This window comes from Bacillus luti (assembly GCF_001884105.1).
In the GTDB taxonomy this organism is placed as follows: domain Bacteria; phylum Bacillota; class Bacilli; order Bacillales; family Bacillaceae_G; genus Bacillus_A; species Bacillus_A luti.
In genome coordinates, this window is sequence record NZ_MACI01000018.1 from 48,991 (window position 1) to 72,567 (window position 23,577).

24 protein-coding genes are annotated in these 23,577 nt (G+C 35.6%); 20 read left to right on the plus strand and 4 right to left on the minus strand.

The window, feature by feature from the left end; all coding sequences use genetic code 11:
- Window positions 1-12 precede the first annotated feature (12 nt).
- The 12 genes from BAQ48_RS05035 (at window position 13) to BAQ48_RS05090 (ending at window position 11,014) form a co-directional block, all read left to right on the plus strand.
- Window positions 13-699, plus strand: a complete 687-nt coding sequence (locus BAQ48_RS05035; RefSeq protein ID WP_071710222.1) for a CPBP family intramembrane glutamic endopeptidase — start codon at window positions 13-15, stop codon at window positions 697-699.
- Window positions 700-722: 23 nt separating this feature from the next.
- Window positions 723-1,694, plus strand: a complete 972-nt coding sequence (locus BAQ48_RS05040) for a phosphotransferase enzyme family protein (protein ID WP_071710223.1) — start codon at window positions 723-725, stop codon at window positions 1,692-1,694.
- A gap of 159 nt (window positions 1,695-1,853) precedes the next feature.
- On the plus strand, window positions 1,854-3,314 hold the full coding sequence (locus tag BAQ48_RS05045; RefSeq protein WP_071710224.1) for an alanine/glycine:cation symporter family protein: 1,461 nt from the start codon (window positions 1,854-1,856) through the stop codon (window positions 3,312-3,314).
- Window positions 3,315-3,450: 136 nt separating this feature from the next.
- Window positions 3,451-4,179, plus strand: a complete 729-nt coding sequence (locus BAQ48_RS05050) for an amino acid ABC transporter ATP-binding protein (RefSeq protein ID WP_165613780.1) — start codon at window positions 3,451-3,453, stop codon at window positions 4,177-4,179.
- Window positions 4,180-4,191: 12 nt separating this feature from the next.
- The gene (gene glnH, locus BAQ48_RS05055; protein ID WP_071710225.1) at window positions 4,192-5,022 is read left to right on the plus strand and encodes a glutamine ABC transporter substrate-binding protein GlnH; all 831 of its coding nucleotides are present in this window, start codon (window positions 4,192-4,194) and stop codon (window positions 5,020-5,022) included.
- A gap of 83 nt (window positions 5,023-5,105) precedes the next feature.
- Window positions 5,106-5,762, plus strand: a complete 657-nt coding sequence (locus BAQ48_RS05060) for an amino acid ABC transporter permease (protein ID WP_071710226.1) — start codon at window positions 5,106-5,108, stop codon at window positions 5,760-5,762.
- A complete protein-coding gene (locus BAQ48_RS05065) occupies window positions 5,763-6,407 on the plus strand; it encodes an amino acid ABC transporter permease (RefSeq protein WP_071710227.1) in 645 nt (214 codons plus the stop codon).
- A gap of 206 nt (window positions 6,408-6,613) precedes the next feature.
- Window positions 6,614-8,035 (plus strand): amino acid permease, encoded by a 1,422-nt coding sequence (locus tag BAQ48_RS05070; RefSeq protein ID WP_071710228.1) that lies wholly within the window; start codon window positions 6,614-6,616, stop codon window positions 8,033-8,035.
- Window positions 8,010-8,387: an OsmC family protein gene (locus tag BAQ48_RS05075; protein ID WP_071710229.1), complete on the plus strand. Its 378-nt coding sequence runs from the start codon at window positions 8,010-8,012 to the stop codon at window positions 8,385-8,387. Before BAQ48_RS05070 ends, BAQ48_RS05075 begins: the two co-directional genes overlap by 26 nt.
- Before the next feature lie 11 nt (window positions 8,388-8,398).
- A complete protein-coding gene (locus BAQ48_RS05080) occupies window positions 8,399-8,884 on the plus strand; it encodes an HIT family protein (protein WP_071710230.1) in 486 nt (161 codons plus the stop codon).
- A 179-nt stretch (window positions 8,885-9,063) separates the two neighbouring features.
- Window positions 9,064-9,621 (plus strand): RNA polymerase sigma factor, encoded by a 558-nt coding sequence (locus tag BAQ48_RS05085; protein ID WP_071710231.1) that lies wholly within the window; start codon window positions 9,064-9,066, stop codon window positions 9,619-9,621.
- Window positions 9,587-11,014 (plus strand): DUF4367 domain-containing protein, encoded by a 1,428-nt coding sequence (locus BAQ48_RS05090; protein ID WP_071710232.1) that lies wholly within the window; start codon window positions 9,587-9,589, stop codon window positions 11,012-11,014. The genes BAQ48_RS05085 and BAQ48_RS05090 overlap by 35 nt, the downstream gene beginning before the upstream one ends.
- Window positions 11,015-11,047: 33 nt before the next feature.
- Here BAQ48_RS05090 and BAQ48_RS05095 read toward each other — a convergent pair whose 3' ends face one another.
- Window positions 11,048-12,001: a helix-turn-helix transcriptional regulator gene (locus BAQ48_RS05095; protein WP_071710233.1), complete on the minus strand. Its 954-nt coding sequence runs from the start codon at window positions 11,999-12,001 to the stop codon at window positions 11,048-11,050.
- A gap of 105 nt (window positions 12,002-12,106) precedes the next feature.
- Here BAQ48_RS05095 and BAQ48_RS05100 point away from each other — a divergent pair, with 105 nt between their 5' ends.
- Complete coding sequence (locus BAQ48_RS05100; protein WP_071710235.1) at window positions 12,107-12,628, plus strand: dihydrofolate reductase family protein; 522 nt, start codon at window positions 12,107-12,109, stop codon at window positions 12,626-12,628.
- A 13-nt stretch (window positions 12,629-12,641) separates the two neighbouring features.
- Here the strand turns inward: BAQ48_RS05100 and BAQ48_RS05105 are convergent, their stop codons facing one another.
- Window positions 12,642-14,033: a sensor histidine kinase gene (locus BAQ48_RS05105; RefSeq protein WP_071710237.1), complete on the minus strand. Its 1,392-nt coding sequence runs from the start codon at window positions 14,031-14,033 to the stop codon at window positions 12,642-12,644.
- An 11-nt stretch (window positions 14,034-14,044) separates the two neighbouring features.
- Entirely contained in the window at window positions 14,045-14,722 is a 678-nt protein-coding gene (locus BAQ48_RS05110) for a response regulator transcription factor (protein ID WP_071710239.1), read from the minus strand.
- Window positions 14,723-14,896: 174 nt separating this feature from the next.
- On the opposite strand from BAQ48_RS05110, the gene BAQ48_RS05115 reads away from it, so the two are divergent.
- From BAQ48_RS05115 to BAQ48_RS05130, 4 genes are all read left to right on the plus strand, one after another.
- Entirely contained in the window at window positions 14,897-16,147 is a 1,251-nt protein-coding gene (locus BAQ48_RS05115; RefSeq protein ID WP_071710241.1) for an ArsR family transcriptional regulator, read from the plus strand.
- A gap of 155 nt (window positions 16,148-16,302) precedes the next feature.
- Window positions 16,303-17,754, plus strand: a complete 1,452-nt coding sequence (locus tag BAQ48_RS05120) for a SulP family inorganic anion transporter (RefSeq protein ID WP_071710242.1) — start codon at window positions 16,303-16,305, stop codon at window positions 17,752-17,754.
- A gap of 113 nt (window positions 17,755-17,867) precedes the next feature.
- Entirely contained in the window at window positions 17,868-18,290 is a 423-nt protein-coding gene (locus tag BAQ48_RS05125; RefSeq protein ID WP_000278005.1) for a universal stress protein, read from the plus strand.
- A 219-nt stretch (window positions 18,291-18,509) separates the two neighbouring features.
- The gene (locus BAQ48_RS05130; protein WP_000834734.1) at window positions 18,510-18,626 is read left to right on the plus strand and encodes a DUF4027 family protein; all 117 of its coding nucleotides are present in this window, start codon (window positions 18,510-18,512) and stop codon (window positions 18,624-18,626) included.
- A 121-nt stretch (window positions 18,627-18,747) separates the two neighbouring features.
- Here BAQ48_RS05130 and glpT read toward each other — a convergent pair whose 3' ends face one another.
- Window positions 18,748-20,097, minus strand: a complete 1,350-nt coding sequence (glpT, locus tag BAQ48_RS05135; RefSeq protein WP_071710244.1) for a glycerol-3-phosphate transporter — start codon at window positions 20,095-20,097, stop codon at window positions 18,748-18,750.
- A 271-nt stretch (window positions 20,098-20,368) separates the two neighbouring features.
- Here glpT and BAQ48_RS05140 point away from each other — a divergent pair, with 271 nt between their 5' ends.
- From BAQ48_RS05140 to rbsR, 3 genes are all read left to right on the plus strand, one after another.
- Window positions 20,369-20,827 carry a MarR family winged helix-turn-helix transcriptional regulator gene (locus BAQ48_RS05140; protein ID WP_001132358.1) on the plus strand — a complete coding sequence of 153 codons (459 nt, stop codon included), beginning with the start codon at window positions 20,369-20,371 and terminating at the stop codon, window positions 20,825-20,827.
- 19 nt (window positions 20,828-20,846) lie between these two features.
- Window positions 20,847-22,460 carry an MDR family MFS transporter gene (locus BAQ48_RS05145; RefSeq protein ID WP_071710246.1) on the plus strand — a complete coding sequence of 538 codons (1,614 nt, stop codon included), beginning with the start codon at window positions 20,847-20,849 and terminating at the stop codon, window positions 22,458-22,460.
- A gap of 136 nt (window positions 22,461-22,596) precedes the next feature.
- Window positions 22,597-23,568, plus strand: a complete 972-nt coding sequence (rbsR, locus tag BAQ48_RS05150) for a ribose operon transcriptional repressor RbsR (RefSeq protein ID WP_071710248.1) — start codon at window positions 22,597-22,599, stop codon at window positions 23,566-23,568.
- Window positions 23,569-23,577: the final 9 nt, after the last annotated feature.

Sequence of the window (23,577 nt, forward strand, 5' to 3'; positions counted from 1 at the left end):
GGGATGGTGTATATGATTTTGAAACGTATGTGGGGATGGAAAGAAGTTTTATATTTATTTATGTTTGTATTTATTATTGTTCCAGTAACTGTTGAATCTCTTTTTTATGACCATGCTTTAAAAATAATAGGTAACTCATTATATGCTGGAGTATTAATGGGATTTATAATGTCGGTGATATTTACTACTGTAGTTTATCTTTTTTGTATAAAAAGATATCAACTTTCATGGAAAGATATTGGAATTCGAAAACTTTCATGGAAAGATTTTTTATGGACAGTTATAGCATTTATTACCTTAATTGTAGTTAGTATTGCTGTATTGATGATAATGGAGAAAATGGGTATTTCTTTTGAAAATAGTAAAACGGAGACGGTCCAAAATGATAAATCAATATATTCGTTCTGTATTGCGGTAATTGGAGCAGCAGTTATATCACCAATTTATGAAGAAATTTTATATCGAGGTGTTTTTTATACATTTTATCGTGATAAATATGGTATATGGGGTGGAGTGCTTATAAGTTCTATAATATTTACTGTTGTTCATATTCCAACACATAACACATTACCAGTGAAATTTTTAAGTGGAGTAGTATTTGCGTGGTTATATGAGAAAACAAATTCTATTTTATCAGCTATGATTGCCCACGCACTATTCAATTTCATAGCAGTACTTCTCACATTTGTGTCGAATTAAGAAGATATATAGGAGGGATACATATGGAAATAGCTGTAGAACGAGTTTTTACGAAAGAGATTTTAAAAAAAGCTGCAAGTTTGTTTCAGGTGATAGTGGAAGAAAAGCCACTTGGAGATTTTGAAAATTATATTTTTAAGGCGAAGGGTGATGGTAGTGAAGATTATGTATTACGTTTAACGCATTCTTCTCATCGCTCTAAAAAAGAAGTAGAGGCCGAACTAGATTTTTTACGGTATGTTGCTGAGAATGGGGCAAAGGTAGCAGGCCCTCTTTATTCAACGTCTCAAAATCTTGTAGAAGAAATCAGAGCAGAGGATGGAACGTTCTTTTTCGCTTCCTTATTTACGTATGCAAAAGGTGAGCAAGTAAAAGGAGAAGAATCGCCTTATTGGGGAGAGATTTACTTTGAAGCGTGGGGAAAAGCGATTGGCCAACTGCATCGCCTTACAATGAAGTATCCTAAAACGGATTATCGTGATACGTGGGAAGAGGACGAAAGTAGCATTGTTCAAGAATTAGAAGATGAGAAAGTAAAAGAGATCGCTACGATATTAATGGATGAAATAAAGGTCCTTCCGATTGAAAGAGAGACATTCGGTCTTATGCACGGTGATATTCATCCAGGTAATTTTCATTATGATGGAAAAGAGCTAACAATCTTTGATTTTGATGATGCGGCTTATAATTACTTCATTCATGATCTGGCAATGGTTCTTTATTACTCGGTTTTATTTACACCGTGGACAGCGGAGGAGAAGACAGACTTTGCTCGTAAACAGCTACAAGTGTTACGGAAAGGCTATGAGTATGAGCACAGACTGGAGGATAGTTGGTATGAATCATTACCACTATTTTTACGTTTGCGTGACATAGGTCTATACGGCACGCTCCAAAAGAAATTTAAAGGGAAAGATATGCCAGATAACTTCCGGAAATTATCAGAAGAATTATATGAAAGAATTATAAGCAAAGAAGCAATTGTGAATATATAATACATTTTCTTTAAAACAAAGTATGTAAAATAAATATATACTTTGTTTTTTTATACAAAAATATGTTTGTTTTATTAAAATAATATTGTTATAGATTCGGTATGCACTTATAATTTTATATATATTCTGAATATTCTTTATAAAGAAGGAGGGGGAATGGTGGAAGCTTTCGTAAATTGGTTAAATAATATTGTTTGGAGTCCCGCACTTGTTTATTTATGTTTAGGAGTAGGTTTATATTTTTCCATTCGAACGAGGTTTTTACAAGTAAGACACGTAGGAGAAATGGTGAAGCTGACATTTCAAGGAGAAAAATCAGAGGCTGGTGTTTCCTCCTTCCAAGCGTTAGCACTTTCTTTATCAGGACGCGTTGGGACAGGGAATATAGCCGGGGTAGCAACAGCGGTTGCATTCGGTGGGCCAGGAGCTGTATTTTGGATGTGGGCAGTAGCCTTTTTAGGAGCAGGTTCTGCTTATGTAGAATCGACACTAGCACAAATATATAAGACGAAACATCAAGGGCAGTTCCGAGGTGGTCCGGCTTATTACATTGAAAAAGGTTTAGGGGTTAAATGGTATGCTTTAGTATTCGTTGCAGCAACAATTCTTGCAACAGGACTTTTATTACCAGGTGTGCAAGCAAATAGTATTGCTGTAAGTTTAGAAACAGCTTTTGGAATTAACACTACAGTATCAGGAGCGTTATTAGTAGTTGTATTAGCTCTTATCATTTTCGGTGGAGTAAAGCGAATTGTTAACGTAGCGCAAGTTGTCGTACCGTTTATGGCAATAGGTTATATTTTAGTAGCTTGCGTCATTGTTGCTATGAATATTGAAAAATTGCCAGAAGCATTTATGTTAATTATAAGAAGTGCTTTTGCATTAGAAGCAGCTTTTGGTGGTATTATCGGTTTAGCAATTTCTTGGGGAGTAAAGCGTGGTATTTATTCTAATGAAGCAGGGCAAGGAACTGGACCGCACGCAGCAGCAGCTGCTGAAGTATCGCATCCAGCTAAACAAGGCTTAGTACAAGCATTTTCCGTTTACATTGATACATTATTTGTTTGTTCAGCAACAGCATTTATGATGATTATTACAGGCATGTATAACGTATTTGATGCAAGCGGAAAAAACTTTATCGTTAATAAACTAAACGGTGCGCAGCCAGGACCGGGATATACACAGGCAGCAGTAGAATCTGTTTTCCCTGGATTTGGAAACGGTTTCGTTGCAATCTCGTTACTATTCTTTGCATTTACAACAATTATGGCGTATTACTACATTGCAGAAACGAATATCGCGTACTTAAATCGTGATAAAGACCGCCCTTGGCTGTCTATGGTACTAAAGTTTGTATTTTTAGGAGCTGTATTCTATGGCTGTATCAAAACAGCAGCAACGGCTTGGGCTTTAGGTGATATCGGTGTAGGGATTATGGCATGGGTAAATATCATTGCGATTTTACTATTACAAAAACCTGCATTAGTTGCATTAAAGGATTATGAAAAGCAGAAAAAAGAAGGAAAAGATCCAGTATTCGATCCAGGGCCATTAGGAATTAAAAATGCTGATTTCTGGGAGCATGAATACGGAAAAGATAAGAAAGAAGAAGTATCTTAATAAAATAGAAATGAAAAAGCAAAGGGAAATCCCTTTGCTTTTTTTATGGGCAAAAATGAAGAGAGAAGTTATTTTTAGGACTGTTTTTGAATATAAAAAGAATGTACATGCTTTGTTAGTGGAAGGGGGGAGTATGTTGATAGAGTTTCGTAACGTAAATAAATATTACGGCAACTTTCAAGTTTTGAAAAATATTAATGTGCAAGTGAAAAAGGGTGAAGTGGTAGTGGTAGTTGGTCCTTCAGGATCAGGAAAAAGCACGTTGCTTCGGTGTATAAATCAGCTAGAGACAATTACAGACGGAGAGTTAATGGTTCAAAATACGGAGGTACACAATGCAAAAACAGATATGAATGAATTACGCCGAAATATCGGGATGGTTTTTCAGCATTTTTATTTATACCCGCATAAAACGGTTCTTCAAAATATTACATTAGCACCTATTAAAGTAAATAAAGTTTCAAAAGAAGAAGCAGAGGAAACAGCGATGTTTTATTTAGAGAAAGTAGGAATCCCGGAGAAGGCTGGTGTCTTCCCGCATCAATTATCTGGTGGACAACAGCAAAGGGTAGCGATTGCTAGGGGGCTCGCAATGCAGCCAGAAATTATGCTATTTGATGAGCCTACGTCTGCTCTTGATCCAGAGATGATTGGAGAAGTACTGGATGTTATGAAAACGTTAGCTAAAGAAGGGATGACGATGGTTGTCGTCACACATGAGATGGGATTTGCGCGAGAAGTAGCAGATAGGATTTTATTTATGGATGAGGGCCAAATTATTGAGGATACAACACCAGCATCATTTTTCGCAAACCCAGAACAAGAAAGAGCACGTTTATTTTTAAGTCGATTGTTAAATCATTAAAGGAGGAATTTCATGCTTAAAATGAAAAAGTTGTTTACCTTAATCGTATTCTCATGTTTATTCGTACTTGTTGTTGCTGGGTGCGGAAGTAAAAAAGATGAGGCGAAAGAAACGAATACGAAGCAAGGCGGGGCCATAGAGCAAATTAAGAAACGCGGGAAATTAGTAGTTGGGGTGAAGAATGATACGAATTTATTCGGGTTGAAAAATCCTTCAACAGGGCAGGTAGAAGGATTCGATGTTGATATCGCGAAGGCACTTGCGAAAAAAATTCTTGGGGACGAAAAGAAACTAGAGCTGAAAGAAGTAACATCTAAAACACGTATTCCACTACTGAAAAATGGTGATATTGATGCAATTATCGCAACAATGACAATTACGGAAGAACGTAAAAAAGAAGTTGATTTTTCAGATGTATATTTTAAAGCAGGGCAATCGTTACTTGTGAAAAAAGGAAGCAATATTAAGGGTATTGATGATATAAAACAAGGTGTGAAAGTATTAGCTGTAAAAGGCTCAACATCTACAAATAACATTCGTCAAAAGTCACCAGAAGCGACTGTATTAGAATTTGAAAATTATAGTGAGGCATTTACAGCGTTAAAAGCGGGTAAAGGTGATGTTTTAACGACAGATAATGCAATTCTTTACGGAATGGCAAAACAAGATTCTAATTATGAAGTTGTCGGGAAAATTTTTACGGATGAACCGTATGGAATTGCAGTGCAAAAGGGTGCAGAGGATTTAACAAAAGAGATTAATAGTTTATTAAAAGATATGAAAGCTAATGGAGAATACGATAAATTATATGAAAAATGGATCGGTCAAAAACAAGAAAAATAAAGTGACACTAATTGGAATAAATAATAAGAATGAGAGGATGAGGGATGCTCATCCTCTTCTTGTAAAGAAAGAGGGGAGAATATGTGCCTGATTTTTCTATATTAACGAATAACATTGATATGTATTTAGAAGGATTTAAATATACAGTGATGTCTAGTGTACTTGCATTAATAGGGAGTTTTATTTTAGGAGTCATTTTGGCGGTAATGCGCATAGCGCCTATTCGCGTTTTAAATTGGATCGGATCTGCTTTTGTGGAATTTGTAAGAAATATTCCACTCGTATTAATTGCATTTATATTTTATTTTGCTCTACCTGTAATAGGAATCACTTTGAATGGCTTTGTAGCAGGGACAGTTACGCTTACTGTGTATACTGCGGCCTTTATTGCGGAAGTAATTCGTGCTGGTATTTTATCAGTCGCAAAAGGACAAATGGAAGCGGCGCGCTCTTCAGGGCTAACATATGTGCAAGCGATGTACTACATTATTTTACCTCAAGCGATGAAAATCGTAATTCCTCCTCTAGGAAATCAATTTCTCAATTTAGTTAAAAATTCTTCTATACTCGGAATTATTGCTGGGACAGATTTAATGTATCAAGGAGACTTAATTTCAACGAAGACGTTTGTTACGTTTGATGTATATATATTTGTTGGGATGTTTTATTTAATATTAACAATTCCGCTCAGTATGCTAGTGCGTTATTTAGAAAAACGCTTGGCAAAGGAGGCGGTGTAAATGGATTTTAAGGGAGCAATAACAGGTGATCATATTCTATTTTTATTAAAAGGATTGCTCATCACATTAGAGGTAGCGCTCGTAGCAATTGTACTTAGCTTTATTATTGGTAGTGTAATAGGGATTGTGCGGTACACAAAAATACCCGTCGTCTCACAAATACTAGGTTTTATCGTTGAAGTAATTCGGAATTTACCGTTACTTTTAATTATATTTTTTACGTATTTTGCACTGCCTGAAGCGGGCTTGAAATTAGAAATTATAACAGCCGTAATTGTCGCTTTAACAATATTTGAAGCTGCAATGATATCTGAAATTGTTCGAAGTGGTCTATTATCTATCGAAAAAGGGCAAATCGAAGCAGCGAGGTCTTCCGGATTAACGTATGTTCAAGCGCTGTGGCATATTATTTTGCCACAAGCATTAAGAAGAATGGTCCCGCCGCTTGTTAGTCAGTTTATTTCATTACTGAAAGATACGTCGCTCGCAGTTGCTATATCATTGCCAGAACTTATGCATAACGCTCAAATTATTAGCGGACAGAATGTAAATTATATGATTCCGACTTTTATAGTAGTAGCTTGTATGTACTTTATCATAAATTATAGTTTATCAATTTTATCGAGAAGATTAGAACTACGCTAACCCTTACAAAATATGTAAGGGTTTTTTCCTTGTTTATCCTTATTTTCCTCTAAATAGAATCTAAACCTTACGATAATTCGATTTTTATATTGTTTTATCAGAAAAGTTTTAATTTTATATAGAAATTGTAACCGCTTTCGTGTATATTTTTATTATCAGAAAATTTTAACAAGATATAGGGGTATATTTGTAGGGGGAGGATTTAGATGCAGCAACCAACGAATGAGCAATTACATCGTACGATGAAGAGTAGACATTTATTTATGATCGCACTTGGTGGTGTGATCGGAACTGGTTTTTTCTTAGGTTCAGGTTACACTATTAATCAGGCTGGACCAGGGGGGGCCATCCTTTCATATTTAGTGGGCGGATTTATTATGTATTTAACAATGCTTTGTCTTGGAGAGCTAACGGTAGCAATGCCAGTTTCAGGGTCTTTCCAAAAGTATGCGACGAAGTTTATCGGACCAGGAACGGGCTTTATGATTGGCTGGTTATACTGGCTTGGCTGGGCAGTAACAGTAGGACTAGAATTAACGTCAATCGGTTTAATGATGAAAAGATGGTTTCCGAATGTTGATGTTTGGGTATGGTGCCTTGTATTCGGCGTTATTTTATATGCTTCAAATGCTATCTCAGCGAAAAGTTATGCTGAATTAGAGTTTTGGTTCTCTAGTATTAAAGTAGTTACAATTCTTGCGTTTGTTGTTCTTGGTGGTAGTGCATTACTAGGGTTTTTACCATACGATGGAAAAGAAGCAGCACCTCTTTTCTCTAACTTTGTAAGTGATGGTGGGTTATTCCCGAATGGACTAGCAGCGGTATTACTTACGATGATTACAGTTAACTTCTCGTTCCAAGGAACAGAGTTAATCGGGATTGCAGCAGGAGAAAGTAAAGATCCTGAAAAAACAATTCCACGCGCGATTCGTAATACAGTATGGCGTATTATGTTATTCTTCATTTTAACAATGACAATTTTAGTAGGATTAATTTCTTGGAAAGAAGCAGGCGTAATTGAAAGTCCATTCGTAGTTGTATTTGATAAAATCGGTATTCCATACGCAGCTGATATTATGAACTTCGTTATTATTACTGCTTTATTATCTGTAGCGAACTCAGGGTTATATGCAGCAACTCGTATATTATGGTCACTTGCAAATGAAGGAATGGCACCAACTTCCTTCAAGAAAGTAAATAAGCGAGGTATTCCAATTACAGCGCTAGTCGTAACGATTGCGGTAGCTGGTCTTTCTTTATTCACAGGTTTCCTTGCAGAAGATACAGTATACATGTACTTATTATCTATAGCTGGTTTATCGGCTGTATCAAGTTGGATTATTATTGCTCTATCGCAACTGCGCTTTAGAAGTCAGTATATAAAAGGCGGAGGAAAGTTAGAGGACTTAAAGTATAGAACACCGTTATATCCGATTGTTCCTATTTTAGCTTTAATTACAAATAGTATCGTTGTTATTAGTTTAGCGTTTATTCCTGAACAACGAATGGCGTTATATTGTGGTATTCCATTTATCATTTTCTGCTATATATATTATTATATGAGTAAGAAACGGAAGAAACCGATGAAAGTGGAGACAACAAATGAAACTAACAATCAAACACGATGATATTGAGGCAGATTTATCGTATGGTCCATTAGCGATTGGAAAAGAAAACGGGTATTCACCGTTACAATTACTCGTTTCTTCTATCGCGGGATGCAGTGCAATTGTCTTTCGCACAATTTTAGAAAAGAAACGCATTACATACGATACGTTTACAATTGAAACTGAAATTGGGAGAAGTGAAGCTTTATCGAAACCAGTTGAAAGTATTCATTTGCACTATAAAATTAAAGCGGAAAACATTACAGAAGAGCAGTTGGACAAGGCGTTGCAGCTTGCAGTGAAGAATTGCACGATTGTTCAATCTGTAAAAGATAGTATAAAAATTACGGAAACAATTGAATTGATAAAGTGAAACATAAAAACGTGAGAATACGGCTCTCACGTTTTTATGTTTTTAACAGAGGAGGAAGTATTATGAAATGTTTAGGTTGTCAATTAGCAAACGAAGAAGAAATGATATATAAAGTATATGAAGATGACTATGTAACTTGTTTTTTAGATCATGAACCTTTCTATCCAGGACATACTTTAATTGTGCCAAAGCAACATGTGTTAGAGGTAGATGAATTAGATGATGTTGTAGCAAAATCGATTATGGATGCGTCTAAGATTATTGCAAAAGCCATTAAGGCATTATATAAACCAGATGGAATTACAATTTGTCAAAATGGTGGAATCTTTAACGAGTTAACACATTATCATATGCATGTCGTACCGAGATATAAAGAGCGCTCGTTTGCTGAGTTTTATACGGCACAACCAGGAGAAAAGCAGAATCATAACTTGGAAGAGACAAAGTATTTGTTAAAAGAAGCGATAGAGCAAATACTGCATATTGAAAAGGTGTAAAAGAATTTTTCTTAGAGATACAGTCAGGAAAATTCTAATAAACAAAAGCCCAATTTCTCAGTTAAAATAGAGAAATTGGGCTTTTGTTTATTCTATTATTAAATTTTATCTATAAAAAGATTTCGCAGTGTCACAAAGTATGGTGCTCATTCGTTATATAGAGTGAGAGGAGGAATTATATGAAAGTTACAAACAACGATTATGAAAAGATGGAAGAGCTATATGAGTTGTATGAACAAAAGATTTATTATGTAGCGTATTCTATTTTAAATAATATTCAACAGGCTGAAGATGCGGTTCAAGAGACGTTTATTACTCTTTATAAGAACTTGGAAAAGCTCCATAGCTTGGCTACTGAAGAGCTTAAACGCTACATTTTGAGGGTTGCGAAAAACAAGGCGATTGATAGTTACCGGAAAAATAAACGACATGAAACATTTTTAGAAGAATATGAAAGAGAATCAACAGAAGCAGTAGATGAAAATATTGAAGAGTGGGAAAAACGTACAATGTCTGAGGTTCAAATTGATACATTGCTAAAAGAGTTAAATGAATCTAATAGACAGGTATTTAAGTACAAAGTCTTCTATAACTTAACGTATCAAGAAATTTCAAGTGTCATGGGGATAACGGAGGCTAATGTCCGTAAGCAGTTTGAGCGTGCTCGAAAACGAGTTCAAAATATGATAGGAGGTATACAACATGACGAATTCAAAGAACTCCAAAGAAATGTATGACCTTGCTGAAAAAATTGCTTTAGATGATTTTGATAAACTCGAAGAACAACATGAATTTTCACATACATATACGCGCAAAAAGAAATTGTTTATGGAAGAAATGAAGCTGAAGGGCGAGCGACCACAGAAAAAGCATAAAAGACATCGTATGTTAATCGCTGCTGCCTGTTTATTAATTGGTATGCCGACAACTGTTTTTGGTGCAGTGAAAGTCTATAATATGATTGTTCAAAAACAAAATTACGAAGTAAATGTTTTCTTAACAAATAAGGATTCGAAAAAGAGTGATCAGTGGTATAAGTTGAAGGTTGGTAAATTGCCAGAAAATATGGAAGCAATTGATGACTCTGCTATGAAATATTCATTTAAAGATAACTACGCAAAGGGTGGATTTTCATTCATTCTTTGGAGAGTAGGAAAAGATTCGAATTTTAAAACACTGTACTCAAAAAGTTACGAAGAGAAAGAGATAAATGGCAAGAAAGCAGTGATTGTTAATAAAGAAAATGGAAACAACAATTTAGCGTTTAACAGAGAGGTCTTTCTCTTTTTTGAGAAAGAGGGGATCATGTTACAAAGTTATATTGGAAACGATATAAACGAAGAACAAATGGTGGATGTGCTAGGGAGCATTTCACTTGAGCCCACGTCAAAAGAAAAGTCATCATATATAAGCGATTATGATAAAAAGTATTTTAGCCAAGAAGGTAAAACAACTAAGGTGATTCCTTTGAAAAAAGATAGTAAACGACTATTTCATATAGGGCAAAAGGTTCCAGTAACGATTATCATGGATAACAGTAAAATTGAATATGTGATAGAAAAAGTTGAAGTTTTTGATTCCATTAAAGATTTTAAGCATGAAAACTTTAATGAAACGGGATTAGGGAGACTAAGCGAGAATCAGGCTTTGGATCAAGCTGGACAATTGATACCATATAGACGGGATGAATATAAATTTGGAAATGGTAAAGATTCAATTGATCAATTAATAGAGTCAAGATTAATTCAGCCTAAATTTGTCTACTTGACAACAACAGTGAAAAATATAGGTAAACAGGAAACAAAAGAAATCTATATGCATCCATCCATACAAGTGCTTAAAAGTAAGGGGAATGTATGGAATTACGCTGAAAGAGCTGGAATTACGGAAAAAAATATTATGACGGGCGAAGTTGATTATTTAGAACCTCACGGAGACGGGAAAAGCTTTTACAATATTGGTAGTATCACACCAGGACAAACGGTAAAGGTTAACCTAGGTTATTTTGTAGATGAGGATAAGTTAGATTCAATCTTCCTTGATGCTTTCCGTTACAGTGGGTCTAGTGGCACTGAAAATATGAATGAGAAAAATCGTTGGTGGTTCGATATTCGTCAACAGTCAAAATAATAGAAATAAATCGACGAAAAAAGCTGCTTATATTTAGCAGCTTTTTTCGTCTTCATACATATGTAAAATTTCTTTCGCACGTAGACGTAAACCATCTATTAGTTCTTTTGGTTCTAAAACCCGTGCATCTTTTCCAAGCCTATAAAATAAAGGCGTAATAAAATTGACTTCACCTTTATCAATTGTTGAATGTATATATCCTGTCCCGTCTTCGTTTGCTACAACGAATTCTTCAAGGTAAGGCACGCTTTTACATTGGCGTACACCTTCTGTCGTCAGTAAAACATGTAACTGAGTAGGACTGTGTACTACGTTAGAGTTAGAGGCAAACCACGCTTCTAAATTTATGAATGTATCTTCATTTTCTTCTGTGGATAATATAGAGAGAATACGATCGACGCGATACAGTAATATTTTTTTTCTACTAAAGTCGTAGGATGGTAAGTACCATAGCCCGTCATGAGCATATACACCGATAGGATGAACATGTTTTGTTTTTATCCCCGATTTAGATTCGTATTGAAAGTGTAAATTTTTATTTTCAATAGCCGCGGTTAACACTTCGTTTAATAGAGGTGTATCAATTGTTCTCTTCGGATTCCAAAAGGCGATATAAGAATGTATTTTATCAACTTTTGCTTTCGCATCATGTTGTAGAGAGCTATATAGTTTATGCGTAACAGAATTGATCTCTGTATTAAAAGGTAGGTCTCGGTAGTAGTTTAAAGATTGAAAGGCAAAAAAGATGGAGACAGCTTCTTCTTCCGTAAATAAAATAGGGGGAATTACTTTATTCGTTAATACTTTATAGCCGCCGTTGCGACCTTGTTCCGCATAAATAGGTAACCCCATATCACTTAAATCTAAAATGTATCTATGAACCGTACGAACGGAAATATTAAATTCATCAGCTATTTCTTGAGCTGTAAATGTTTTTTTTGCAGAAGCAAATATAAGAATATCTAATAAGCGTTTAGCTTTTGACAAATGTATCACCTTTTTCTTTTTAACATGACATAAAGTGTCATGTTTTATTGTTAGTATATTGTTTACATCATATGTTATCAAGATGAGATGCAAGGAGGAAAAGATATGTCACGTGAAATAGTTTTATTTATTGCAGCGAGCTTAGATGGATATATTGCGAAAGAAAATGATGATTTACAGTGGTTAATGGAAACAGAAGGAGAGGGAGATAACGGTTATACAGAAATGTATGAAACGATTGATACAATAATTATGGGAAAGAAAACGTACGATTATGTAGTAGAGCATACGGAAACATTCCCGTACCTAGATAAAAAATGTTATGTTTTTTCTCGTTCAGAAAAAGGTTCAGATGGAAACGTGGAGTTTGTAAATGAAGATGTAGTAGAGTTTACGAAAAGGATAAAAGCACAGGAAGGATCTAAAATATGGATGGTTGGTGGAGGCGAGCTACTGAGAGAATTCTTTAAGAATAATCTAATTGATGAATATGTTGTTACGATTACACCCCATATATTAGGCTCGGGCGTTCCATTATTTAAAGAAAAGAATCCAGAAATTCATTTAACTTTAACGGATACGAAACGTTTTGGGCAATTTGTAAATTTATACTATAAAGTAAAATGATAAAGAAACACGACTACTGATGATAGTCGTGTTTCTTTATAGATGGTAATGAAATTATAAAGCAAGACCCGTGATCGACTTTACTCGTTACGATAATATTCCCGCTGTGTAGTTCTACAATTTCTTTCACGATAGATAGCCCTAAACCAGTTCCGCCTGTAGCACGTGTTCTTGCTTTATCAACACGATAAAAGCGATCGAAAATGTGAGGGAGGTCTTCAGGTGGAATACCTTCGCCTTCATCTTCAATTGTAATGGAAATACGTTTAGTTTCTTCTGTAACAGAAATGTTGATATGAGAATGTTCTTTTGAATGTCTATAAGCGTTACTTAAAATGTTCATTATAACTTGTTCGAATCGCTGTTCATCTAAGTTTATTAGCAGGGAAGAAGGACAAGAGAGAGAAACTTTAACGTGTCTTTCCTTATACATGGCGTTTACTTTTTCAGTTATACGAGTAAGAAAAGGGTGTAACTGAACTTCTGTTACTACAATAGAAAAGTTATGCTTTTCCATCTGTGCAAGTAAAAATAAATCTTGAACTAAATTTGTAATATAATCAGACTCATCTTTTATAATAGATAAATATCGTAAACGTTGCTCAGGAGATGTGCTTTCTTTTAAAGCAATGTCCGCATAACCTCTTACATATGTTAACGGTGTTCGTAATTCATGAGCAACACTTGCTAGAAATTCACTTCTTTCTGTTTTCATATAATGTAAATCATTAGCAAGCGTTTGAATAGATGATGCAAGTTCCCCAATTTCGTCATTTCGACTAGTTGTTAATGAAACAGATAAATCGCCTTTACTCATTTTTTCAGTAGCATGTTTCATGTGTAACAATGGTTTTGTTAATGACCGTGATAATAGAAAGATGGTGATGGCTGTTAATAGAAAAGTAATGATTCCAGCAATAATGAATTGTCTTGTTAGCCCGTTAACCATTTCCTCGATTGATTCCGTTCCGAGAAACATATATACATAGCCTTCCGTTTTTTCTGCCACTATAATGGGGCTAACTGTACATATATAATTAGATGTTTTCCAATGATTTTCTATAATTGCTCCGCCATGATCTGTCCGTGTTTGCATCTTCTCAATATGCTTTTTTATAGTAGTATTTATTTCATTCGATTTAGCTAGTACATCCTTATTTGCATTTGTAATAACAACCGTGGTTTCGGCTTCGGATTCCATTAGTGCAACATGGGAGATTGTTTGCTTATCAAAATATTTTTCAAGGACATCTCGGTGACTATTGCCGCGCTTTAATAAAGCTGTCATTTCTTCATTTACTCTATTGTTGACAAGGCTATAATAAAGCAAGACAAATAGAACACTTTCGATTAAAAGTGTAACAATTAAGAAATAAAATCCGAATTGAATAGAGATTCGTTTCATCACTTTGCTCCTTACTCTTCCATATCAATCCACCGATACCCAACTCCGTATACAGTCTTTAAATGATGATCAATAGGGAAATTTCCTTTCCGTAATTTATCACGCAAATTACGAATATGTGAATCGACAGTTCTATCTTCTGTATTTGTATTGAATCCCCAAACTCGTTCAATGAGCTGATCACGGCTTAATACGTAGTTCACATGGCGTAAAAATAATCCGAGCAAAGAGAATTCGATTGGAGTGAGAAGAAGTTCTTCATCATGGACAGACACAAAATGTTTTGCCTCATCCCATAAAATGCCGTGATATTCGATTTGCGCATGTTGATTCGTACGCCGTAAAATAGCTTCAATTCTTGCGAAAAGCTCCTCTTCATGGAAAGGTTTCGTTACGTAATCATCCGCTCCGAGTTTTAACCCTTGGACGACATCTAACGTTTGATCACGAGCAGTTACCATAATGATAGGAACGTTACTAAATGATCGAATTCTTTTACATGTTTCCCATCCGTCCATCTTTGGCATCATAATATCGAGTAAAACAAACTTAAAGTTTCGATTCTCTATATGTGAAATAGCTTCTTCTCCAGATACTGCACATACGCAGTTATATCCAATTGGAGTGAGATAAAGCGTTAATAATTCAAGCATTCTCGGTTCATCGTCTACGAGTAGTATATCGATCATAGAGTACCTCCGCCTTTGTAGTCATTATTTAAATTGTAAGTCAAAATCATGAAGAAATGGTGCAGATTATAATGCATCTGCATAATTTCTTCAGAATTGCTTGTTATTGTTTAGTTGAACTTCTACTTTAGGTAAGGATATTGGCTCAATAACGACGAATACGGAGGCGATATAATGAAAAAAACAACCCGCATTTTGGGCGTAACGATAATTACAGCAGTTGGTCTTGCAGCCTGTGGACAAACGAATAATATGGATCATACAAAGCATGAATCTACAAAAGAGAAGGAAACAGAGAAAAAGGAAATGAAAATGAATCAGGAGGTAACTGCGCCGAAAGAAATAAACGAAGGTGCATCGAATGATGTATTAACGACAAGTTTAAAAAATGTAACGAGATTAAATACAAACGACCCTCTGCAAATGGCAGTATTAACTTCGCAAACGATATGGCCAGCAACTCATAAGGAGAATCAGCCAGGCGCAGTTATTTTAGTGCCAGTAAGCGAGTGGCAATTAGGGATTGCGAGTGCGGATCTTATTCACCATCCGAATAACGGACCGATTTTATTTATAGAAAAAGAACGGGTACCTGAAATGACGTTAAAAGAAATAAAACGACTAAATCCGCTCGGAACGAAAGATGGAACACAAATTATGGTTATGGGGGATGTAGGGACAGCTGCTCTTGAACAATTAAAAGAATATAAAATAAAACAAATAAAAGAAACAGATGCATCTATATTTGCAAAAGAGGTTGATAAAGAATACGCCGATATAACAGGAAGTTATCCAAATAGCATCATTATCGGCTCGTCCGAAGAGGAAGGTCGTTTATACACAACACCGGCTGCAAACTGGATCTCTCATATGCCAGAGCCACTTTTATATGTAGAGAAAAATAAAGTACCAGAGTCTACGATAGAGGCATTAAAGATGAGAAAAGATAAAGCAAATATATATGTATTAGGACCAGAAAAAATCATTTCAAAAGAAGTGGAAAAAGAGTTAAGTAAATACGGAAAAGTAACGCGTATTAGTGGAGAGACTCCAACAGAAAATTCTATTGCATTTGCGAAATTTAAAGATGAAAAGACGAAATTTGGGTGGGGGTTTAAAAAGCCCGGTCATGGTGTGTCATTTGTTTCAAACAAAACGCCAGACTTAGCAATTGCTGGAGCACCCTTTTCACATATGGGTAAACACGCGCCTGTTGTATTGTTAGAAGAAGGAAAAGCTTCACAACCAGTGTATGACTTCCTCGCTAGTATTCAACCGAAGTTTAAAGATGATCCAACACTTGGACCGTATAATCACGGCTTCTTATTAGGAAGTACGGGTGATATTTCATTTGAAACACAAGGTATACTAGATGAGAGATTAGAGATTGTGCAAGAAAGTGGTCAAGGACATGGTGGACATTAATGAAATGAGAGAAGACGCTGCTAAGGTAGCGTTTTTTCTTTAGGAAACTTTTACATAGCAAAAATATCTCTCCTCGTTATATAATAGCCTTCGTGCAGTCGGCTAGATTTTCTTATGGAGAAAATCAAATGATAAAAGAGTAGAGGAGTGGTATTTTGTTTCAAACGATAAAAAATGATTGGTTTTCCAACGTGAAAGGGGACGTATTATCAGGGATTGTTGTTGCTTTAGCCTTAATTCCTGAAGCGATCGCGTTCTCCGTTATTGCAGGCGTGGATCCGACCGTTGGATTATACGCAGCCTTTTGTATTGCAGTTACTATTTCATTTGTTGGCGGAAGAACAGGGATGATTTCAGCTGCCACAGGTGCAATGGCATTATTAATGGTAACGCTCGTTAAAGATCATGGTTTGCAATATTTATTTGCCGCGACAATATTAACCGGTATTGTCCAAATTATTTTTGGTGTGTTCAAACTGAGCTCATTTATGAAGTTTATTCCTAAATCAGTTATGAGTGGTTTTTTAAATTCACTTGGAATTTTAGTTTTTACAGCGCAATTGCCGCATTTTAAAAATGCAACTTGGCAAATGTATGCACTTGTCGCATTAGGGCTTGCAATTATATATGTATTTCCACGTATTACGACGGCTGTTCCGTCTACACTTATTTCAATTATCATTGTGACGGGTATTGCACTTATGAGCGGATTACAGTTGAAAACAGTAGGGGATATGGGAAGCTTACCGAAAGAGTTACCGTTTTTTAGTATTCCTGATGTGCCATTTACATTAGAGACATTAGGGATTATTTTACCGTACGCAGTTATGCTTGCAATTATCGGTTTACTAGAGTCATTATTAACAGCTTCAGTTTTAGATGATATGACGCATACGGAAAGTAATAAACATAGGGAAGCACGTGGGCAAGGTATTGCGAACGTCGTGGCGGGTTTCTTTGGAGGAATGGCAGGATGTGCAATGATTGGACAATCTGTTATTAATATTAAATCAGGTGGACGAGGTCGTTTATCAACATTTGTAGCGGGCGGATTTTTAATCGTATTACTATTCGTTTTAGGTGACTATGTCGTTCATATTCCAATGGCAGCTTTAGTTGCGGTTATGATTATGGTTTCAATCGGAACGTTTGATTGGAACTCTGTAACAACGATTCATAAAGTACCAAAAGGAAACGCATTTGTTATGATCGTAACAGTTGTGATTGTCCTAATTACACATAATTTAGCATTAGGTGTAATTATCGGAACAGTAATTAGTGCAGTTTTATTTGCATTCAATATGGCAAAGATTCACGTGAAACATTTATATATTGAAAATAAGAAAATATACGAAATTCATGGTCAACTTTTCTTTGTATCTACAGCAGACTTTATAAATAATTTTTCATTTAATGAAGATGTAAAAGAAATTGAAATGAACTTTACTCATGCACACGTATGGGATGATTCAGCAGTGGCATCAATAGATAAAGTTATCATGAAGTATGAGCAAAGCGGTGTGAAAGTAAGTATAACTGGATTAAATGAACGTAGCGCAAAACTTGTTACAAATTTAGCTATTTATAATAAAAGAATTGCTGGTTAAAGAACTACAATTTTTTAATTTTATATTCATGTGTAAGCCCTCTTTTTTGAAAGACAAAAAAGGGGGCTTTTGTATTATAATACGAGTAGGATAACGAAAAGGGGATTCAGCATATGTATAAACAAATTATATTAGCATGTGATGGTTCTGAACATGCACTTCGAGCAGCAGAGCACGCAACATATATTGCGAAATTTAACGAAGAAACAAATGTTGAAGTTGTGTACGTAGTAGATAATAGAACGGCAAAGTCGGATATTATACAAGGACAAACGGATTTAGAAACAATATCCGCTAGTCGAAAAGATAAATTAAAAGAGATTGAGGGTTTATTAAAGAAAGAGAACATTTCCTACAAAATTACGATTCTACACGGTGATCCTGGAGATACAATCGTTCAGTATGTAAATACAGGGGATATAGATCTTGTTGTTGCTGGGAGTAGAGGGTTAAATACATTGCAAGAAATGGTACTTGGTAGCGTAAGTCATAAAATAGCAAAGCGTGTGAAATGCCCGGTGATGATTGTAAAATAAATTGAGTGAAATATGTAGTAGCGAAAGCAAGACCTGGATATAATTCGAGGTCTTTTTTGACGTATAAAGGGAGAGTGTATGGACATACTAAATATATAAGTTTAAAAAAAATTGCTAACTTACAAATTTGTAAGTTAGGTGTCAGAAAAATCGATGTTATGAAATTTTTCCCATTGGTAAAATAAAAGTATCAAAGGGGAGATAGGGAGGATGGAAGTAATGAAATCATTTCAAAATTTATCATATAGTCAAGGGGTAAGCTTAATTTGCTTAGGGGGATTTGCTACATCTGTTACGTTAGCTGTATTAATAAAGGTGTTTCATCAAATTTTCTAATTTTATAGTAGGGAAGGAATTGGTTGTTATAAATAGTAAGAAAAGTGCTGTAAATAAAGAATAGCTCTTAGCATGTATATAAACGCTAAGAGCTATTCTTTATTTATATATTATATTTTGTTTAAGCTTGTTTTGTTTTTGTCGATCCTGTGTTTAAAGTAAGAGCAAGGAAGAACATTGCAAGTACACAAGAAGCAAGTAATAAAATGAACCCGCCGTCCCATCCAAATGCATCTACAATAAAGCCCATAGCTGCGCTAGCAAAAGTAGCACCACCTAGGTAACCAAAGAATCCAGTTAAGCCTGCTGCAGTTCCAGCAGCTTTCTTTGGTGCTAAGTCAAGCGCATGAAGACCAATTAGCATAACAGGTCCGTAAATTAAGAATCCAATTGAAACCAGTGCGATACTATCAACCATTGGATTACCAGCAGGATTTAGCCAGTAAACGAGAACGGCAATGAATACACCGACCATAAATAAAATACCAGCAGGTGCACGGCGTCCTTTAAATAGTTTATCGCTCATCCATCCGCAAAGAAGCGTACCAGGAATACCAGCCCATTCATATAGCGCATAAGCGGTACGTGAGCTACTATGAGTAAAGCTTTTTTCTTCTACTAAATAAGTAGGAGCCCAGTCTACAACTCCGTAACGAACGAAATAAACAAATACGTTAGCGATAGCGATATACCATAAAAACTTATTGTTTAACACGTATTTAAATAAAATTTCTTTTACTGAAAGTTCACGTTCACGATCTTTCACTTTTTCATCTGATGGGTATTCACCAGTATGTTCCTCAATAGAAGGTAATCCGCAAGATTGAGGCGTATCACGCATCGTAATTAATACATAAATCCCAACTAAAATTGAAAGAATACCTGGGAAGTAAAATATACTCTTCCAGTCATTTGCAAAGAAATATAAGCCTAATGTAACGAGGGAAGGCATAAGTGCGCCGCCGACGTTATGAGCGACGTTCCAAATAGACATTTTTGTACCACGTTCACTTACAGAGAACCAGTGAACCATTGTACGACCACAAGGTGGCCAGCCCATACCTTGTACCCATCCATTTAAAAATTGAAGTACAAACATGAGTATGATGCTTGTTGTAATGAAAGAAAATGAGCCGAAAATAATATTAATGATACCTGATAAAAATAGCCCAGCCGCTAAAAAGTAGCGAGGATTACAACGATCGGATACGATACCCATAAGAAATTTACTTAATCCGTAAGCAATTGATACTGCTGAAAGGATAACCCCAAGTTCCGCTTTACTAAATCCTTGTTCGATTAAATATGGCATTGCTAGTGAAAAGTTTTTTCGAACAAAGTAGTAACCTGCATAACCGATGAAGATACCTAAGAATACTTGTAAACGTAATTTACGGTATTCGCTATCAACACGATCAGCTGGTAAGCGTTCCGCGTGGGGCGCAGGTTTAAATAATTGTGTGAAAAACATAAAATGAAAATCCTCCCCTAATAAATTAAAAGCGTTTTAAGACAGGAAGAATGCAAAAAGGCCATGAAATATAAAAAAGTTTCCTTTTTTATGATTCATAGCCGTATACTCCGATTCTCCGTGACTGTCAATATTAACTTCGTCGAAAATTATACAACTTTGTGACAGAAATGTAAACGTTTTTATGAATAAAAGTGTTGACGGATTTTGTTCGTGGGATTAATATTTAAATACGTTAAATATTTTATTGTTTAAATAAGAGGTGGATAACATGCCAAATGATATGACGCATATCGATAAAATTCAAGCTCTTGCGTTTTCGATTGGAAAGAAAATGCAGACGGAGTTATTAGAACAAATGCAAGCAACAGGACTTACACCACCGCAGTTTTATATTTTAAAGATTTTAGATCATTATGGAGCTTCAAGGGCGACAAAATTAGCAAAAAAGATGTATGTAAAGCCTAGTGCAATTACAGTGATGATTGATCGCTTAATTGACCAAGAGCTTGTAGAGCGCTATCACGACAAAGATGACCGTCGTGTTGTCATCATTGAGTTAACAAAAAAGGGGAAAGCTAGGGTGGAAGAGGCAATGACAGCTCGCAATGAGCATATTGCAAAATATTTCTCACACTTAGAATTACAAGAAAGAGAAGATTTGTTACGTCTCTTTGAGAAGTTAGAAACAATTATTTGCGGGACACAAGAGAAAAAAGAGAATAACTAAGAGGAATTGAGGAGATTACATGGAGCAACAAGACAATATAAATAGAAAGTTGCTGTTAATTGGTTTAGTAATCGCGATGCTATTTGCTGCGTTAGATGGAACAATCGTAGGTACAGCAATGCCGCGTATCGTCGGTGATCTAGGCGGATTAAGCTTAATGACATGGTTAACAACTGCATATATGTTAACATCAACGACAGTTGTACCAATTGCAGGTAAATTAGCGGATTTACTTGGTCGTCGTAACGTATATATAACAGGACTAGTTATTTTCATGATTGGTTCGGCGTTATGTGGTATGGCAAATGGTATGACAGAATTAATTATTTTCCGTGGTATTCAAGGTCTTGGTGGCGGTATTATGATGCCAATGGCAATGATTATTATCGGTGATATGTTCTCAGGAAAAGAACGTGCGAAATGGCAAGGGATTTTTGGGGCATTATACGGTCTTGCTTCTGTAATTGGACCACAAGTTGGTGGTTGGATTGTAGATGCGGTGAACTGGAGATGGGTATTCTACATTAACTTACCAGTTGGTATTTTAGCGACAATCTTTATTGCAATGGGATTAAAATCACATAAACAAACGGGACCAATTAAAATTGATATCGCTGGAATCTTTACGATGATTCTCGGTGTTGTAAGCTTATTACTTGCGTTAACGTTTGGTGGAAAAGATTACGCGTGGGATTCTTGGCAAATTATCGGGTTGTTTGCATTAGCTCTAATTGGTATTGTTAGCTTTGTTATTGTTGAAACGAAAGCAGAAGAACCAATTTTACCGATGCATTTCTTTAAAAATCGCACATTTACAATACTGAATGCGATTGGATTCTTTATGAGTATCGGAATGTTCGGTGCTATTATGTTCGTACCATTCTTTATGCAAGGTATCGTAGGAGTAAGTGCAGCTGAATCAGGAACGATTATGACGCCAATGATGATTACAATGATTGTGATGAGTATTATTGGTGGGCAACTTGTATTAAAGGTTGGGGTAAAACCACAAATTATTACAGGGATGCTTATTATGGCCGGTGGATTCTGGTTATTAACAACGATGGATATGCACACAACGAAGCTTACTGCAACTTCTTATATGATGATTATCGGTTTAGGAATGGGTCTTGTTATGCCAACATTAACATTGGCGTTACAAGAAAGCTTCCCGAAAAAAGATCTTGGTGTCGTAACATCATCAAGTCAGTTCTTCCGTCAAATTGGGGGAACATTTGGTATTACAATTTTAGGATCGATTATGAATAACACTTCAGGTACAACATTAACAAATAAATTAGTACCTGTATTAGATACATTCCCGAAAGAAGCGGGAGAAATGGTAACAAAATTTAAAGATATGATTCATACAGACCCACAAGGTTTATATTCAATGTTATTTAGTCCTGAGGCATTAAAACAAATGCCAGAAGCATTCTCTAATAGCATTGTACCAATCTTGAAAAGTTCGTTAGTAGACTCGCTGCATACTGTATTTTTAACAGGATTAGTATTCATCGTAGTAGGTGCTATCTTTACGATTTTCTTACAGAAAATTAAACTGTCTGATCGTAAAAAAGGTGCTGAAGAGCCTGCTGTAGAAGAAAAAGAACAAACTGTATCATATTCGTAATGAAAAAGCATCGCCTTAGGGCGATGCTTTTTGAGTATAACCTTAAAAGCTTTTTAATGAGAAATGATTGACGTATTTTTCGAAATGCGTTATATTATTTTCTGTAAACGGTTACATGAAATGGAGAGGAAAGAGCATGAGTACGATTAAAGACGTTGCAAAATTAGCGGGAGTATCTGTTGCGACCGTTTCCAGAGTGTTAAATAAAAATGGATATGTTCACGAGGATACGTTAAAAAAGGTAGAGCGTGCAATTGAGATGTTAGATTATAAGCCTAGTACGGTAGCGCGTTCACTGTATAATAAAAAATCTCGTTTAATTGGCTTAGTTGTTCCAAATATCGTGAATCCATTCTTTCCAGAAGTTGCACGTGCCGTAGAAGATGTAGCGCATAAGCAAGGGTACACAGTTGTACTTTGTAATTCTGATGAGAGTTTAGAGAAAGAAAAGCAATATATTGATGTACTTAGGCAAAATAATGTGGATGGATTTATTGTAGCAACAAATCCACAAAATAGTGTTAATTACATGAATTTATCAGTTCCAGTCGTTGCGATTGACCGTATGTTTAATGAACGTATACCTACTGTGTATGCAGATAACTATGCGGGGAGTCAGGCTGCTACAAAGTTATTGTTAGATAAAGGGTGCAAACATATTGCACATATTCGTGGACCTCGTGATGTGAGTACAGCGAATGAACGTTTTGAAGGTTTTATAGATGTTATTACGCAAAATAATCTTTCATATATGATTGCAGAGAGTACATTTGATCCAGTTAATAGTGAACGGGTAGCAATGGAATTATTAGAAGAATACCCACATATTGATGGTATTGTTGCAGGGAACGATTTAATTGCAATTGGTATCGTAAAAGCAGCAATGCAAAAGGGCATTGCTATCCCAGATGATTTGCAAATTATCGGATTTGATGGAATTTCTTTAACTGAAATGATGTATCCGTCTATTACAACGGTTGCACAACCCATTTATGAAATGGGGAAAATTGCGACAGAATTACTGTTAAAGCAGATGGAAGGTAGTCCGTTAGAAGAGAAACACTATCGTTTACCGATTGAAATTATAGAGAGAAATACAACGAAGTAAGGAGATGGA

Bases quoted from the DNA above. Each gene is read 5' to 3' on its own strand.
- BAQ48_RS05035 (WP_071710222.1), top strand. From the start codon at position 13: ATGATTTTGAAACGTATGTGGGGATGGAAAGAAGTTTTATATTTATTT.
- BAQ48_RS05040 (WP_071710223.1), top strand. From the start codon at position 723: ATGGAAATAGCTGTAGAACGAGTTTTTACGAAAGAGATTTTAAAAAAA.
- glnH (WP_071710225.1), top strand. From the start codon at position 4,192: ATGCTTAAAATGAAAAAGTTGTTTACCTTAATCGTATTCTCATGTTTA.
- BAQ48_RS05065 (WP_071710227.1), top strand. From the start codon at position 5,763: ATGGATTTTAAGGGAGCAATAACAGGTGATCATATTCTATTTTTATTA.
- BAQ48_RS05070 (WP_071710228.1), top strand. From the start codon at position 6,614: ATGCAGCAACCAACGAATGAGCAATTACATCGTACGATGAAGAGTAGA.
- BAQ48_RS05075 (WP_071710229.1), top strand. From the start codon at position 8,010: ATGAAACTAACAATCAAACACGATGATATTGAGGCAGATTTATCGTAT.
- BAQ48_RS05085 (WP_071710231.1), top strand. From the start codon at position 9,064: ATGAAAGTTACAAACAACGATTATGAAAAGATGGAAGAGCTATATGAG.
- BAQ48_RS05090 (WP_071710232.1), top strand. From the start codon at position 9,587: ATGACGAATTCAAAGAACTCCAAAGAAATGTATGACCTTGCTGAAAAA.
- BAQ48_RS05100 (WP_071710235.1), top strand. From the start codon at position 12,107: ATGTCACGTGAAATAGTTTTATTTATTGCAGCGAGCTTAGATGGATAT.
- BAQ48_RS05105 (WP_071710237.1), bottom strand. From the start codon at position 14,033: ATGAAACGAATCTCTATTCAATTCGGATTTTATTTCTTAATTGTTACA.
- BAQ48_RS05110 (WP_071710239.1), bottom strand. From the start codon at position 14,722: ATGATCGATATACTACTCGTAGACGATGAACCGAGAATGCTTGAATTA.
- BAQ48_RS05115 (WP_071710241.1), top strand. From the start codon at position 14,897: ATGAAAAAAACAACCCGCATTTTGGGCGTAACGATAATTACAGCAGTT.
- BAQ48_RS05125 (WP_000278005.1), top strand. From the start codon at position 17,868: ATGTATAAACAAATTATATTAGCATGTGATGGTTCTGAACATGCACTT.
- BAQ48_RS05130 (WP_000834734.1), top strand. From the start codon at position 18,510: ATGAAATCATTTCAAAATTTATCATATAGTCAAGGGGTAAGCTTAATT.
- glpT (WP_071710244.1), bottom strand. From the start codon at position 20,097: ATGTTTTTCACACAATTATTTAAACCTGCGCCCCACGCGGAACGCTTA.
- BAQ48_RS05140 (WP_001132358.1), top strand. From the start codon at position 20,369: ATGCCAAATGATATGACGCATATCGATAAAATTCAAGCTCTTGCGTTT.
- BAQ48_RS05145 (WP_071710246.1), top strand. From the start codon at position 20,847: ATGGAGCAACAAGACAATATAAATAGAAAGTTGCTGTTAATTGGTTTA.
- rbsR (WP_071710248.1), top strand. From the start codon at position 22,597: ATGAGTACGATTAAAGACGTTGCAAAATTAGCGGGAGTATCTGTTGCG.